The organism is Listeria tempestatis, assembly GCF_963575625.1.
Lineage (GTDB): Bacteria > Bacillota > Bacilli > Lactobacillales > Listeriaceae > Listeria > Listeria tempestatis.
This window is the reverse complement of the sequence record NZ_CAUYTK010000003.1, coordinates 110039-123405: the sequence shown is the minus strand read 5'-3', so window position 1 is coordinate 123405 and position 13367 is coordinate 110039. Positions and strand designations below refer to the sequence as shown.

General features: G+C 37.8%; 19 protein-coding genes. 12 read left to right on the top strand and 7 right to left on the bottom strand.

Annotated features, from left to right (window positions below):
- The first annotated feature begins 3 nt into the window (after positions 1-3).
- Positions 4-513, top strand: a complete 510-nt coding sequence (trmL, locus tag R8923_RS05485; RefSeq protein ID WP_485871759.1) for a tRNA (uridine(34)/cytosine(34)/5-carboxymethylaminomethyluridine(34)-2'-O)-methyltransferase TrmL — start codon at positions 4-6, stop codon at positions 511-513.
- A gap of 13 nt (positions 514-526) precedes the next feature.
- Positions 527-1264, top strand: a complete 738-nt coding sequence (gene nfsA, locus R8923_RS05480; RefSeq protein WP_485871758.1) for an oxygen-insensitive NADPH nitroreductase — start codon at positions 527-529, stop codon at positions 1262-1264.
- A 43-nt stretch (positions 1265-1307) separates the two neighbouring features.
- Here the strand turns inward: nfsA and R8923_RS05475 are convergent, their stop codons facing one another.
- The 3 genes from R8923_RS05475 to R8923_RS05465 form a co-directional block, all read right to left on the bottom strand.
- Positions 1308-1469, bottom strand: coding sequence for a lmo0937 family membrane protein (locus R8923_RS05475; protein WP_485871757.1), 162 nt, complete (start codon positions 1467-1469; stop codon positions 1308-1310).
- Positions 1470-1535: 66 nt separating this feature from the next.
- Entirely contained in the window at positions 1536-2006 is a 471-nt protein-coding gene (locus tag R8923_RS05470) for a low molecular weight protein-tyrosine-phosphatase (protein ID WP_485871756.1), read from the bottom strand.
- Between the two features lie 2 nt (positions 2007-2008).
- Entirely contained in the window at positions 2009-2728 is a 720-nt protein-coding gene (locus R8923_RS05465) for an SMI1/KNR4 family protein (protein ID WP_485871755.1), read from the bottom strand.
- Positions 2729-2911: 183 nt separating this feature from the next.
- On the opposite strand from R8923_RS05465, the gene R8923_RS05460 reads away from it, so the two are divergent.
- The 5 genes from R8923_RS05460 (at position 2912) to R8923_RS05440 (ending at position 6633) form a co-directional block, all read left to right on the top strand.
- On the top strand, positions 2912-3385 hold the full coding sequence (locus R8923_RS05460) for a Dps family protein (RefSeq protein ID WP_485871754.1): 474 nt from the start codon (positions 2912-2914) through the stop codon (positions 3383-3385).
- 213 nt (positions 3386-3598) lie between these two features.
- On the top strand, positions 3599-3901 hold the full coding sequence (locus R8923_RS05455) for a HesB/YadR/YfhF family protein (protein WP_485871753.1): 303 nt from the start codon (positions 3599-3601) through the stop codon (positions 3899-3901).
- Between the two features lie 102 nt (positions 3902-4003).
- Positions 4004-5143, top strand: coding sequence for an MBL fold metallo-hydrolase (locus R8923_RS05450; protein WP_485871752.1), 1140 nt, complete (start codon positions 4004-4006; stop codon positions 5141-5143).
- 9 nt (positions 5144-5152) lie between these two features.
- The gene (locus R8923_RS05445; protein WP_485871751.1) at positions 5153-5383 is read left to right on the top strand and encodes a DUF3006 domain-containing protein; all 231 of its coding nucleotides are present in this window, start codon (positions 5153-5155) and stop codon (positions 5381-5383) included.
- A 92-nt stretch (positions 5384-5475) separates the two neighbouring features.
- The gene (locus R8923_RS05440; protein WP_485871966.1) at positions 5476-6633 is read left to right on the top strand and encodes a M20 family metallopeptidase; all 1158 of its coding nucleotides are present in this window, start codon (positions 5476-5478) and stop codon (positions 6631-6633) included.
- Positions 6634-6682: 49 nt separating this feature from the next.
- Here R8923_RS05440 and R8923_RS05435 read toward each other — a convergent pair whose 3' ends face one another.
- Both R8923_RS05435 and R8923_RS05430 read right to left on the bottom strand, forming a co-directional pair.
- The gene (locus R8923_RS05435) at positions 6683-7888 is read right to left on the bottom strand and encodes a CynX/NimT family MFS transporter (RefSeq protein WP_485871750.1); all 1206 of its coding nucleotides are present in this window, start codon (positions 7886-7888) and stop codon (positions 6683-6685) included.
- 6 nt (positions 7889-7894) lie between these two features.
- Entirely contained in the window at positions 7895-8563 is a 669-nt protein-coding gene (locus tag R8923_RS05430; RefSeq protein ID WP_485871749.1) for a FadR/GntR family transcriptional regulator, read from the bottom strand.
- A gap of 124 nt (positions 8564-8687) precedes the next feature.
- Between R8923_RS05430 and R8923_RS05425 the strand changes: the two genes are divergently transcribed.
- Positions 8688-9740, top strand: coding sequence for an AI-2E family transporter (locus R8923_RS05425; RefSeq protein ID WP_485871748.1), 1053 nt, complete (start codon positions 8688-8690; stop codon positions 9738-9740).
- Complete coding sequence (locus tag R8923_RS05420; RefSeq protein ID WP_485871747.1) at positions 9730-10176, top strand: GNAT family N-acetyltransferase; 447 nt, start codon at positions 9730-9732, stop codon at positions 10174-10176. The genes R8923_RS05425 and R8923_RS05420 overlap by 11 nt, the downstream gene beginning before the upstream one ends.
- 58 nt (positions 10177-10234) lie before the next feature.
- Here the strand turns inward: R8923_RS05420 and R8923_RS05415 are convergent, their stop codons facing one another.
- Both R8923_RS05415 and R8923_RS05410 read right to left on the bottom strand, forming a co-directional pair.
- Entirely contained in the window at positions 10235-11110 is an 876-nt protein-coding gene (locus R8923_RS05415; RefSeq protein WP_485871746.1) for an alpha/beta hydrolase, read from the bottom strand.
- Positions 11111-11131: 21 nt separating this feature from the next.
- Positions 11132-11950, bottom strand: coding sequence for an alpha/beta hydrolase (locus R8923_RS05410; RefSeq protein ID WP_485871745.1), 819 nt, complete (start codon positions 11948-11950; stop codon positions 11132-11134).
- 135 nt (positions 11951-12085) lie between these two features.
- On the opposite strand from R8923_RS05410, the gene R8923_RS05405 reads away from it, so the two are divergent.
- The 3 genes from R8923_RS05405 (at position 12086) to R8923_RS05395 (ending at position 13352) form a co-directional block, all read left to right on the top strand.
- Positions 12086-12547, top strand: coding sequence for a DUF4064 domain-containing protein (locus R8923_RS05405; RefSeq protein ID WP_485871744.1), 462 nt, complete (start codon positions 12086-12088; stop codon positions 12545-12547).
- A 102-nt stretch (positions 12548-12649) separates the two neighbouring features.
- On the top strand, positions 12650-12871 hold the full coding sequence (locus R8923_RS05400; RefSeq protein WP_485871743.1) for a hypothetical protein: 222 nt from the start codon (positions 12650-12652) through the stop codon (positions 12869-12871).
- 163 nt (positions 12872-13034) lie between these two features.
- A complete protein-coding gene (locus R8923_RS05395) occupies positions 13035-13352 on the top strand; it encodes a lmo0954 family membrane protein (protein ID WP_485871742.1) in 318 nt (105 codons plus the stop codon).
- The last annotated feature ends 15 nt before the right edge of the window (positions 13353-13367 follow it).

The following is a 13367-nucleotide window of genomic DNA, read 5'->3' as shown; positions in this document are numbered from 1 at the left end:
AAAATGGCCAATCATATTGTTCTTTATCAACCAGAAATACCGGCGAACACGGGAAATATTTCGCGCACGTGCGCGGGGACGGATACTTATTTGCATCTTATTCGCCCGCTAGGTTTTAGCACAGATGATAAAATGTTGAAACGCGCGGGTCTAGATTACTGGGACCACGTAAAATTAAATTATTACGACTCACTGGATGAGTTTTTTGAAAAAAATGTGGGTGGCGAGTTTTATTTTATTACAAAGTTTGGTCGTCATGTATATAGTGATGTGGATTATAGCAACCCTGATAAAGATTACTTTTTTATTTTTGGGAAGGAGACAACGGGGTTGCCTGATGAGTTATTAAAAGCGCATGAGGAAACGGCTCTTCGAATTCCAATGACAGATAAAATCAGATCACTTAACTTATCTAATACGGCAGCGATTTTAATTTATGAAACTTTGAGACAACAAAATTTTGGAGAGCTTGATCAGGCGCCGCATTATGAACGCCAAATTTTTGAAGACTAAAGGGGGAGTTACAATGAATGAAACGATTGAACAAATTTTAGGACATTATTCTGTGCGTGAGTTTAAAGATAAACCGCTATCTGCGGAACAAATTACACTACTCGTGAAAAGTGCGCAAGCGGCATCTACTTCCAACTTTGTCCAAGCGTATTCGGTAATCGGAGTAAGTGATAAATCGATTCGTAAAGAACTGGCTAAAATTGCAAATAATATGGGTTACATCGAAAAGACAGGGCAATTTTTCGTTTTTGTCGCAGATTTAGCAAGAAATAAACGTATTGCGGAAGCATACAATACTTCGGTTGATTCTTTAGAAACAGTTGAGAAGTTTTTAGTGGCGGTCATCGATGCCGCGCTTGCGGCTCAAAATATGGCGCTTGCGGCTGAATCAATGGGACTTGGGGTTTGCTATATTGGCGGTATTCGAAATGATTTGAAGAAAGTATCCGAGCTTCTTCAAATCCCAGATTATGCGGTGCCACTTTTTGGCTTGACAGTGGGGCACCCAGTGCAAAATTCTGCGCCTAAACCGCGGATGCCAGAAGGGCTAATTTATCATGAGAATACTTATCAGGAAAAAGAAAAGGATTTATATTATGCGTATGATAAGATTATTCGAGATTATTATAAGGAACGAACTGGCGGTGCGCGTGTTGAAGCATGGACGGAACAAATTGCCAAAGGTATGAGTCATAAAACGCGCACAGAGTTGAAAGCTTTTATTGAAAGTAAACATTTAGGGGTAAAATAAAAAAGTGTAGGTGACTTCTCACCTGCACTTTTTTGTCCTATTACTAGTTTCGCTTGTTTCGGGCGGATTGAATTAAGTTCCAGATAATGAGAACTAAAATCACAATAAGAAGGAGGTTAATTAAACCACCCGCGATGTGAAAAATCAACCCAATAAGCCAAACAACGAATAAAACAACGATAATTCCCCAAATTATACCCAACATATTAAAACCTCAAATCCTTTGATTGTACGTTAAATATTTACCACAATTTGAAGCGTACAAAACATGTTAGAGATGGTGCTTTTCACGAATAGTTTGTAAGAGTCCTTTTGTTCCAGCTGAGACTAGTCGTTCTGTTTCATCAAAATCTCCCGTGTAATACGGGTCAGGAATACTCGAACGGTCACAATTTGGAACAAAATCCATCAATTTATAAATTAAAGCTGAGCTATTCGTACCACCTAGCGCGTAAATGTCTTCCACATTAGATTCATCCATTCCAATAATATAATCTGCCGTTTCAAAATCAGCTAAGCTTATTTTCCTAGCACGCATATGACTAAAATCAATTTGATGTTTTTCTAAAACCTTTTGCGTTCCGCGGTGAGGTGGATTTCCTAAGTTCCAAGTACCCGTTGCAGCTGAATCGATTTCAAACTGGTCAGCTAAATTCGCCTCCCAAACTTCCTTTCTAAAAAAACCTTCTGCCATCGGAGAGCGACAAATATTTCCGAGGCAAACAAAAACCACTTTAATCATGATTATTCCTCCTTCCATTCTTTCTCTAATGCCGAAATATCAATACCGCAAGCTTGAAATTGCTGAAAAAAATCATTTACAAGATCTTTTGGTAATTTTCGTTTAAAATATAAAATTTGATTTTCAAATATAGGAAAAGCAATTTTTGCGTCACCAGCCAAAATAAGCATTTCTAAATGATGAAAATACCACGACTTATCCGTTTCATCTTCAAGCAAGGTTAAAATGTCTTTCTTTCTAGAAGAGTCCGCTTGAAGTAACATCTGCTCAAGCTTTATATGCCCGTACGTTTCAATATTTTCAACATCAAACGGTTCAAAATAAAGTGCTTCTAAAAAAGTATCAAAATCTGGAGCAACTGTAAGTGTCTGCAAAGTTTCAAAATCGGCGTATAAAATACTTGGAATAGCCGCCTTATAATCAAAACCGAGATAACGTTCACTATCCTTAGAAAAATAAATGATTTTCCTAGGAAGTGGGTTTTCAGATAGGGCTGGAGGGTCTGTAATTAAATGGTTAAGACCAAAAATTTGATAAATTTCCAAAAAATCAAAACCATATGAAGTTGGTTCGTTTGTTTTTAAATGGTTTTTTTGAATAAAGCCGCCATTTTGTTTTGCGATTAGCTTTCGGTAGGCTTTTGGTAACTGAATTTGATTCGCTATTTCAAATGCATCCATGTCATGCTCTAACGCCTGTGCTGTTTTGGATTCTATCCACATTTTAAACACCTCCAAATTCCATTATGCTAAAGATTTTTGAAGCTTGCAACCTTAAATCGTTTAGGAAACTAATTTTGTGGTAAACTTAGATTGTGATACTTTCCACACTGGACAAAATGCAAGTCTTAGTTTATAATAATTATTATATAATAGTAATTATAATTTAGGAGGAGAAAAAAGATTATGAAAACAATTAACTCAGTTGATACGAAGGAATTCTTAAACCACCAAGTTGCAAATTTAAATGTATTTACGGTAAAAATTCATCAAATTCATTGGTATATGCGCGGACGTAGCTTTTTCACTTTACATGAAAAAATGGATGATTTATACAGCGAATTTGGGGAACAAATGGACGAAGTAGCAGAACGTTTACTTGCAATTGGCGGTAGCCCGTTCAGTACATTAAAAGAATTTTTAGACAATGCAAGTGTTGAAGAAACGCCTTACACAAAACCAAAAACGATGGAAGAGTTGATGGAAGATCTTGTGGGTACTTTAGAACTTCTCCGTGATGAGTATAAGCAAGGAATTGAGCTTTCTGAAAAAGAGGGCGATGATGTTACAAATGACATGTTAATTGGCTTTAAGGCAGAGATTGACAAACATATTTGGATGTTTAAAGCTTATCTTGGTAAAGGTCCTTTAGACAAATAAGGAGTGAAGATGTGGCGCTTTGTCACATCTTTTTTTATGTAAACAATTTATGTTATATAACAGAATTCCTTTATTAAAATTGTTATTTAACAAAATGTTTAAAGTTTTATGAAAAGAGGTATAAAAAAATCAAGCATAAAAGCAGAATACATGATTAATTGGTAAAAATCTGCTAATCTAGCTATAAATCATGAAGGAATGAGGAGTGAAATTATGGAAATTAAAGTGACGGAAAATGCCCAAAGCTGGTTTAAAGATGAGTTCGATGTATCAGGCGATAACGGTATTCGCCTATTCGCTAAATACGGTGGCTCCAACAGTTCCTTGCATCCAGGTTTTTCAATCGGAGTATCTGCTGCAGTTCCACATGAAGCTGTCGTAACCGATCAAGAAGAAGGAATTCTGTTCTTTATCGAAGAACATGATTACTGGTATTTTAAAGAACATGACTGGGAAATTGATTACAACCCTGATACAGAGGAAGTAAAATATTCCTATACTGAAACGGTCAGGTAAATATCATTTTAATGAACTGCAAGCAGATATGCTTGCAGTTTTTTAGAGATTGACTCGAAACGTATGTTCTGTTAAGCTACTAAAACAGGGGGTTTTTACTAGATGAAAAAATTAGTAGTTTTAATTACCGCACTGCTTTTGTTAGCTGGATGCGGCAACATGTCGATTGTTTCAGGAGAGGTAGAGAGCAAAATTTCTTCAGAAAAGCTAGTCGGCGCGAGTTTTACATTTTTTGATGTTGGTCAAGGGAACAGCACCCTAATTGAGGCGGACGACGGCACAACCATTTTAATTGATACGGGTCGAAGCGATGATAATCGCATTTTGACATACTTGGAAGAAAAAAACATCAAAAAAATTGATTTGCTTCTTCTAACCCATCCGCATGCTGACCATATTGGAAATGCAGACAAAATAATTCAAACCTACCAGCCAAAGGAAATTTGGATGGACGGCTTAACTTTTAACAGTTCCATCTATGAGCGAGTAATTGATGCGGCGCTTAATTCTGATGCGGTGTATAAGGAGCCCCGTACAGGAGATCAGGCGTCTTTTGGACCGTTTGAACTCTCCGTTTTAAGCCCAAAAGAGCTTAGTAATGACGCTAATAATGATAGTATTGCGGTTAAACTTACATATAAGGACATTTCGGCGATTTTCACAGGGGATGCTGAAAAAGAGCGCGAAAAGGAAATGGTGGCTGGCAATTTAAATCTGAAAGCTGATATTTTAAGTCTTGGGCATCACGGCTCCTCTACGTCCAATCAACCTTTTTTCTTGGATAAAGTGGCGCCTCAGATAGCCATTTATTCTGCGGAAAAAGGAAATAGTTATGGACATCCTCATGTTGAGGTTTTAGAATGGTTGAAGGAACGAAACATCGAAACTTACGGAACGGATGTAAATGGGACTGTGACGATTACGACAGACGGACAATCGCTTAATGTGGCAACGGAAAAAACAGGCACACCAAAATCCGGTAGTAGCTACGAGGCTGACACAAAGGAAAGAGCGGCATCTAAAACGGACGAGGGAGAGGCAGAAGAAATGCCAACTTCGATTAATTTAAACACGGCTTCGCTTGAGGAGTTACAATTTTTACCGCTTATTGGTCCAGAACTGGCGAATAAAATTATTGCAGAGCGACCCTATACGTCTATTGACGATTTAAAACGCATTAACGGAATTGGTGACGGGATAGTGCGACAAATAAAAGCGCAAGGAATTGCGGTAACAAAGTAGGTGAGAAATGTGGAGGCTGTACTTGACCGAATTGAAGATGGTATCGCAGTTTTTATTATAAAACAGGATGAATCTGAATTTGAAATGGAGCATGCTAAAATGCCAACTGACTTAAAAGAAGGGGACAGCGTTTGGATTGCCGCGGATGGGACAGTGACGAAAAATGAAGCCACCTCTAGAGATGCTAAATCGCGAATTGAAGCTAAATTAGAACGCCTCCGAAAGCAAAACGGACGTTGACATGTGAAAATAAGCGAGGTATATTAATTCAAATAGAAGAATCTGAGATTTTTTTTGCATGAGGGGGATTTCATTTGGAAGAGCGAATTTTGATGTATTTAGAAGAAAATCAGGCGGACTTTGTTGCGATTAGTCACGCGATTCATGCGCGACCAGAAATTGGGAACGAAGAGTTTTTTGCGAGTCGTCTTTTGGCGGAAACGCTTGAAAAAGAAGGGTTTAGTTTGAAACGCGGTGTCGCAAATCATGAAACAGCCTTTATTGCCGAAAAAAGAAGTGGTAAAAAAGGTCCGCGAGTGGTTTTTCTAGCGGAATACGATGCGCTGCCTGGTCTTGGGCATGCTTGTGGGCACAATCTGATTGGGACGACGAGTGTTTTTGCAGCGATTGCTCTTGCTCGGGTTTTGGCTGATATTGGCGGCGATGTGCTTGTTTACGGGACGCCAGCTGAAGAAGGCGGTCCAAATGGTAGCGCTAAGGGAAGCTTTGTCCGCGAGGGTCTATTTACTGATATTGATGCGGCACTCATGATTCACCCAAATGGTAAAACACATGCTACGGTGAAGGCGCCAGCTGTCGATGTGCTCGATTTTGAATTTATTGGTAAGGCGGCACATGCGGCAACGAATCCTGATGAAGGAATTAATGCACTTGACGGTGTCATTCAGTTTTATAACGGGGTTAATGCACTTAGACAGCATTTACCAAAAGATGCCAGTATCCACGGAATTATAACGGATGGCGGAGTGGCAGCAAATATTGTGCCAGATTATGCTAAGGCGCGTTTTTTTATCCGTTCGGCTAAACGGAAAGATTTAAACAGTTTGACTGAGCGAGTTATTCAAATTGCGGAAGGCGCATCTTTGCAGACAGGCGCTAAAATGAACGCGATTCGTATTCAAAATGGTGTCGATAATGTATGGGTGAATGAGCCATTTAATCGCCTTTTTAGTGAGGTTGCGAGAAGTCTTGATATTCCATGTGATACAACTGGAAAAGGTGTCGGGTCAAGCGATGCTGGAAATGTTAGCCAAGTCATTCCAACGATTCATCCCTTTATAAAAATCGGACCTGAAACACTTGTTGCACATACAGATGAATTTCGTGAGGCAGCAAAATCAAGCGAAGGAGATAAAGCCCTTTTACTTGGGGCAAAACTACTCGCTTTGACTGCGCTACAACTTTACAAGGAGACAGACCTACTTGAAGAAATCAAACAGGACCAAGTGCGCCTTTTAAAGCAAGAATAAAACGATGAAATAAATTTTTTAATAGCTAAGTCTTCCTAGAACATCGTAGTTAGTCATCGAAAATGGTTTTATCGCGCGCTGCATTCAATCCGCAAATACACAAAATACCAAGTGCGAAAAGTAGAATGATGAGCGGCACAACAAAGCTACCTAACAGGTCATGCAAACTCCCAAACAAAATTGGACCGCAAGCAGCAAGCAGATAACCAATTGACTGCGCCATTCCTGACATGTCCGCTGCTTCGCTTGCCGTATTTGTTCGTAAATTAAAAAACATCATACAAAGACTAAATGATGTCCCAGAGCCAATACCAAGAAACAATATGGCAATAGAGAGCAGCATGAGACTTTGAACCGGCAACAACAAACCTAAAATTCCTAAGACCATCATAACAGTTGAAAATAAAACGAGTGCGCGTTGGTTTTTCATTTTAAATGCAATAATCGGAATGATAAAGGTGATGGGCATAATGCCGAATTGCATGAGCGAAAGCATAAAACCGCCTTCAGCACTAGAGAAGCCGTGTTCTTGAACCATGACTGGTAAAAAGGCAACTGAAATATAAAAAACAGCCGATTGAATCCCCATTACAACAGCAATTTGCCAAGCCATTTTCGAACGCCAAACATTTTTTTTAGTAACTGATTTCGTTATATTTGCCTGCTCAATTTGAGCGGGCTTATTTTTTAATTGTGGTAGCCAAACAAAAAGGGCAATTGCTACAAATCCCGCCCAAATAAAAAGCACCGCCTGCCAGTCACCATTCATTTTATTTGCCACTGGCACGCTCAAACCCGAAGAAATGGCAGCGAATAAATTCATTGAAATAGAATAGATTCCAGTCATCATACCAAGTTGAAATGGAAACTCTTTTTTTATTAAACTAGGAATCATAACGTTTCCAAATGCAATTCCAATTCCGATAAAAAGTGTCCCAATAAGTAAAAATGTTAAGCTCCCTGCCGGACGAATGATGCTCCCAAGCAAAATCATAAGTAATGTATAGAAAACGAGTTTTTCTACACCCGTTTTTTGACTGATTTTGGAAACAAAAGGTGAAATAAGCGCAAAGGCAATGAGTGGAAGCGTCGTTAAAAAACCTGCGAGTGTGTTGGAAATGGGAATACTTTCCCGAATATAATCAAGCAGTGGACTAATCGCCGTAAGCGGCATCCGTAAATTGATGGCAACTAAAACGATGCCAATCATTAAAAAAATCTTTTGATTTCGTGTTCTCTCTGAATTTTCTAGCATTGTTAGTTAAAACCCCTTATCTGAAACTCTATTTTTGTAAACGGAAATATAGATATCGACTTCATATTGCGCTTTTTTTACATCTCGATCAGAAATAGCATCAACAAGCGCCACGTGGCTAGTCAAACGATCTTCTTTCAGCCAAGTAGAATGCATAATCGATATGTGGATTTTATCAAATAAATGCTCATAAATATCTGATAACAACGCATTTTTTGAGCAAAGTGCAATTTGATGATGAAGTGCCATATCGGCTTGAATAAACTGTTCCACACTAGTTGCTTGCTGGCATTTTTTTACAAGCTCATAAAGCGTTTCAAGTTCTGCTTCTGTACGCCTAGCACAAGCCAGTGCCACGATCTCACTTTCAAGCGCATGCCTAGCTTCAAAAATTTCAAATAGCGACGACTTCGAAACGCGCTGATGTAAAATAGCTTGAAGCGGACTATTTGCGACAACAAAAGTACCATGCCCTTGCCGCACTTCTAATAGACCAACTTGGGCTAAAGCTTGGATGGCTTCCCGAAGAGTATTTCGACCAATTTGTAAGTCTTCCATCAAGTGCTTCTCACTCGGAATTTTATCGCCCACTTGCCATTTCCCATGGTAAATTTTTTCTTCAAGCAACGAATAAACTTGTTTACTAAGCGTTTTCCGTTCAATTTTCTGCTCCATAAAATCCCTCTTTTCTTAAAGGTAGGATGATAGGTTTATTGTAAAGGAATTTTAAATAGTTGTAAATAGCAGTGAGTAAGGAGATGTGCTATCATTAGAAGTGTTAAAGAGGAGAGTGACAAAATTGGAATGGTTTACACAATTTTTAAAGAAAGATACTCCAAGGCGACTTTTTGTTTTTGTCATTCTTGGTGTGCTCATCTATTTAGTTCGCAGTATGATTGATTTAATTTTACTCACGTTTATCTTTGCATTTTTAGTCACAAGGCTTGAAAATGTCATTTTAAAACGTGTTCGCATTCCAAGACGACTTATCGTTATTCTTTTATACATACTTGTAGCGGGACTTTTATATGTGGCGATTGTTTATTATTTGCCAATTCTTGTTCAGCAAATTTCAGATCTCGTCAATAATCTTGTTAAAATGTATAACCAACCTGGTAATAATGCTGTCGTAAATTGGATTGTAGATTGGTTAAAGCAATCCAATGTTGAAAAATATTTAGAAGCAAGTGTCGAATTTGTTATCGCCTCATTATCTGGCATTGGCTCAATTGGGATGTCCTTTTTCTTGGCGCTTATTCTAAGCCTATTCTTTTCACTTGAAAAAGAGCGTGTTACGCAGTTTACTTCACAATTTTTCACAAGCAAAATCGGCTTTATTTTTAAAGATTTCGCTTATTTTGGAAGAAAGTTCGTCCAAACATTCGGTGTTGTTCTAGAGGCGCAACTTCTTATCGCCCTTGTTAACACATGTATTACAACGATTGCGCTTTATCTTATGGGCTTTCCGCAACTTCTTAGTTTATCAATTATGGTTTTTGTTCTCGGCATGATTCCGGTGGCTGGTGTGATTATTTCCTGCATTCCGCTTTCAATTATTGCGTATTCTATTGGCGGATTTACAGATGTGTTCTACATTTTACTCACTGTCGTCATTGTCCATGCTATTGAAACGTATATTTTAAATCCCAAATTAATGTCTTCAAAGACAGATTTACCAGTGTTTTATACTTTTATCGTGCTCATTTTTTCAGAAGCCTTTTTCGGCGTTTGGGGACTGATTGTTGGTATTCCAGTCTTTGTATTTATTTTGGATATGTTAGGTGTGAGAAGCACAAGCGAAATTCCACGTAAAAACTTTTTTGGTGGGAGGAAGAAAAAAGATGATTTGTGAGATTACAGAAAATTACCCATACCAGTTGCTTTATGATGCAGACCCGTCTGCAGAAATTGTGGAAGATTATTTAGAACGCGGCGAATGTTATGGCTTTTTTGAAGAAAAAAAACTCATTGGAACCATCGTTTTACTCAAAACCCGTCCTAAAACCGTTGAAATTATGAACATTGCTATTGTGGAAGAAAAAAGGGGACAAGGGTACGGAAAAAATCTCATTACGCAGGCGATAAACATCGCGCAAAAAAGTGGCGCCACAACAATTGAAATTGGAACAGGAAATTCAAGCATAGACCAGCTTGCGCTCTATCAAAAGTGCGGATTTAGAGTAACACATATTGAAAAAAATCATTTCACCAAGTATTATGAAAAGCCTATTTTTGAAAATGGTATTGAATGCCGAGATATGATTCGTCTATCGATAAGCTTAAAATAAAAATCATGCTAAAATGGGCATGATTTTTTTCTGAGAAAGAATATGAAATTAGTCGTTATCATCCATTTGAAACCCACAGGAAATCACCAATTACAGCATCTACTTCTGGATTTTCATGAAGTTTACTATGCGACGCATTATCGCCTTCAAAAATTTTCTCTTCATAGTTTAAAATATCGGAAAAAATGAATTTTCCGGAAAGCGCGCTTGAAACAGGCACACTACCATCGCTTTTTGTGCCATCTAATAAATCACCAGCGATATTAAATACTTCGATAGAATGTGGGATCATTGCTTTATGCTGAATAAAATTAGTATAGCGTTCAGTCTCCGTTTTTGGTCCCGAATCAGCTAAATCATATGCGCTGTTTCCAATTGCAAGCCCATTTAGCGGGGCACCAATCAAAACGAGCTTTTCAAGAACTGGATACATGGCATCATTTCCAGTTTGCTCCACATAATTTGTTAAACTAACACCACCCATCGAATGACCTACCGCATTTATCTTCGTAATATGATAATCCGATTTTAATGCCTTACCTACCGTTTTTAGCCATTCTGTTTGGTTAACCATTGAACTTTTATTATTTTCAAATAAAACTTGAATAAGCGGATCATGACTAAATTTGTCATAGCTACCTGAAATATCAAGCCCTCCATCAGATTTAACCGTAATAACAAGTGATTTTGTTGCATCATTTTGCGTTTCCAGTCTTTTTATCATGCCACCAAGCGAATTTTTGGTCCCTGCGTAGCCATGAACAAATAATGTAGGAATCGCGACTTCACGAGGTTTTTTCACAACTGCTTTCACTGTGGCAGCTTGTTTTGCTTTGTTTTCATCAGCATTTCGTTTATCCATCGTCTGAAAGATAAAACTAAATCCTAAAAAAAGGAGACAAAGCGCAAGCATTAAAAAAATGATTTTTTTCATATCGAAGAAACTCCTCCTTTTTTATTTTCCAAAAAGAAAAGGGATTACTTTCTTGTCGACTACGGTGAGTTCGTGCATATTGCTATGCGTTGCCTCAGGACCTTTTATAGTATATGCCGACACTTTTTGATTTTTAAAAAGCGTTTTTCCGTACATCACACTGTCTACTTTTACTTCCCCGTCGCTGTTCGTACCATCCTCTAAGTTACCAGCGATAATTAAAATCGGAATATTTTCGGGTAAAACTTGCGCCATTTTCGCGGCAAAATTCGAATGGACTTTTTCCTCGTTTCGAATATCAACTTGTTCATCTCCATTGATATATTCCTCGGGATAAAGTGGTACCGCTAAAAATACAACTTTGTGGATGGCTGGGTAGTTAGGATCTTTTGAGTATGATGCTAAATACGCTTCCCAAACACCGCCACCCATAGAGTGAGCAACGGCATTAAATTGTGTGATGTGCTGATATTTTTGCAAATATGCCATTACTTTTTTCATCCACATTGCTTGTTGCGTAATAGTAGCGCGATTATTGTCAAATACCACATTGATGAGCGGGTTTTTAGCTTTAGGGTTGTAAACACCCTCCGTCGAAATTTCACCAACCTTACTAACGTGAACGGTCATCGCATCAGTACCCACATGATATTTTTGATCAAAACGACGAATCATTCCATGAAGTGAGCGATCTGTTCCGTGGTAACCGTGGATAAAAATGGTTGGAATTCCAGTACTTACTGCTTCCGGTCGAACCGGATTTAGTTGGATTAGCGCGAAAACTGCTCCCACAATACATAAAATTGGCACCACATAAGCTAATAAAATACGCTTCATCACGCGATTTCATCTCCCTAATTTAAAGTCTGATTTGATTATACATGCTTTTAAATGAAAATGCACTTACTTAAAAACTTGGAATAAGAGAACGTTTAATAGTATACTTGACTATATGAGAGTTAGGAGGAGTTAATTTTGATTAAAAGAACAGGTGAAGTGATTTTAGCGAGTGTTGGTTTAGTTTTATCTCTCGTTTTACAAGGCTTCATGACCTATTATGCTTTTACTTTTGTAAAAGTGACCAGCACACAAAGTGGACGTGATGTATTTATATCTAATTATGAAGAGACGCTACGCAAATCGGGGATTAGTTTAGCAGATGCACCATCAAGTACACAACTAATTGATTCTCTAAGCAAGTACTCTATTTTTCTTCTAGCCTTTTTCATCTTAGTGATTATTTTAGCCGTATTAGGTATTATTTTTATTACTCGTAATAAAAAGCCCGTTCTTGCCGGCTTCTTGTTCTTGTTTACTGGTTTTTTTGTTATAGCATCAACCTTCTTAATTGGTTTCATTCCAGCACTTCTATTTTTAATTGCAGCAATTATGTGCTGGGTACGTAAACCAAAAGTCAGTCCATTTGATTCATTTTAAATGATAGTTACATAACAAAAACGACGCTTTCTAAGTGTCGTTTTTGTTTAAAAAAATTTCCAAACGGGAAAGAGCCAAATGGATAATAAGGAGGTGCGGGTTTTGCGAAAAAAATCTAGTTTAGCAATTATTGGTGCCGTGTCTGGAGCTGCAGTTGGTGTGTTATCTTATATCGTTTACCGGCAACGAACAAACGATCCATTTGATAGTGTGGAAGATATTCGAAAGAAATATGAAGAAAAAGAAACAGAAATTGAAGCAGAAAATATGGTGTCTGAAGGTGCGATGTCAAGCGTTAATTATGCAAATAAGTCACAAGAGTAAAGTTAAAAGTGGTATTAACATTGGTTTAATGCCATTTTTTTTGTTTTTTTTTATAAATGAAGAAGTAAGACTCTAGTATGACTCGAATTTCCTTCTATAGGTGCTTATTTTAGTTGAAGTTTCACGTTATGATGGATACAGTTAAAGTAAGGAGGTAAAATTGATGAGAGGCATAATCATTGCGATACTTGTTGTCATCTTAATCGGTCTAATCTTAACCATTTTATGGCCTGCGATTATGGCAACACTTGGAGCCGTCTTAGGTTTCTATTCGCTTAAAAAGTTACTTGAAACAAAATCAATTGGACAAAAAGTCGTGTACGGTATACTAATTGGTATCGGAGCCTTAATAATTCTTACAAATTTAAAAGGCGCAATTGTTGTCATAGTCATTGCAGCAATTGTTTACTTCCTAACTAAGAACAACCGTAATAAACGAAATGATAACAACGATACATTTGATTACCCATATAACAAATAATTGGAGGAGAACAAA

Bases quoted from the DNA above. Each gene is read 5' to 3' on its own strand.
- R8923_RS05395 (WP_485871742.1), top strand. From the start codon at position 13,035: ATGAGAGGCATAATCATTGCGATACTTGTTGTCATCTTAATCGGTCTA.
- R8923_RS05420 (WP_485871747.1), top strand. From the start codon at position 9,730: ATGATTTGTGAGATTACAGAAAATTACCCATACCAGTTGCTTTATGAT.
- R8923_RS05465 (WP_485871755.1), bottom strand. From the start codon at position 2,728: ATGTGGATAGAATCCAAAACAGCACAGGCGTTAGAGCATGACATGGAT.
- R8923_RS05470 (WP_485871756.1), bottom strand. From the start codon at position 2,006: ATGATTAAAGTGGTTTTTGTTTGCCTCGGAAATATTTGTCGCTCTCCG.
- trmL (WP_485871759.1), top strand. From the start codon at position 4: ATGGCCAATCATATTGTTCTTTATCAACCAGAAATACCGGCGAACACG.
- R8923_RS05460 (WP_485871754.1), top strand. From the start codon at position 2,912: ATGAAAACAATTAACTCAGTTGATACGAAGGAATTCTTAAACCACCAA.
- R8923_RS05475 (WP_485871757.1), bottom strand. From the start codon at position 1,469: ATGTTGGGTATAATTTGGGGAATTATCGTTGTTTTATTCGTTGTTTGG.
- R8923_RS05450 (WP_485871752.1), top strand. From the start codon at position 4,004: ATGAAAAAATTAGTAGTTTTAATTACCGCACTGCTTTTGTTAGCTGGA.
- R8923_RS05415 (WP_485871746.1), bottom strand. From the start codon at position 11,110: ATGAAAAAAATCATTTTTTTAATGCTTGCGCTTTGTCTCCTTTTTTTA.
- R8923_RS05430 (WP_485871749.1), bottom strand. From the start codon at position 8,563: ATGGAGCAGAAAATTGAACGGAAAACGCTTAGTAAACAAGTTTATTCG.
- R8923_RS05440 (WP_485871966.1), top strand. From the start codon at position 5,476: ATGTATTTAGAAGAAAATCAGGCGGACTTTGTTGCGATTAGTCACGCG.
- R8923_RS05435 (WP_485871750.1), bottom strand. From the start codon at position 7,888: ATGCTAGAAAATTCAGAGAGAACACGAAATCAAAAGATTTTTTTAATG.
- R8923_RS05455 (WP_485871753.1), top strand. From the start codon at position 3,599: ATGGAAATTAAAGTGACGGAAAATGCCCAAAGCTGGTTTAAAGATGAG.
- nfsA (WP_485871758.1), top strand. From the start codon at position 527: ATGAATGAAACGATTGAACAAATTTTAGGACATTATTCTGTGCGTGAG.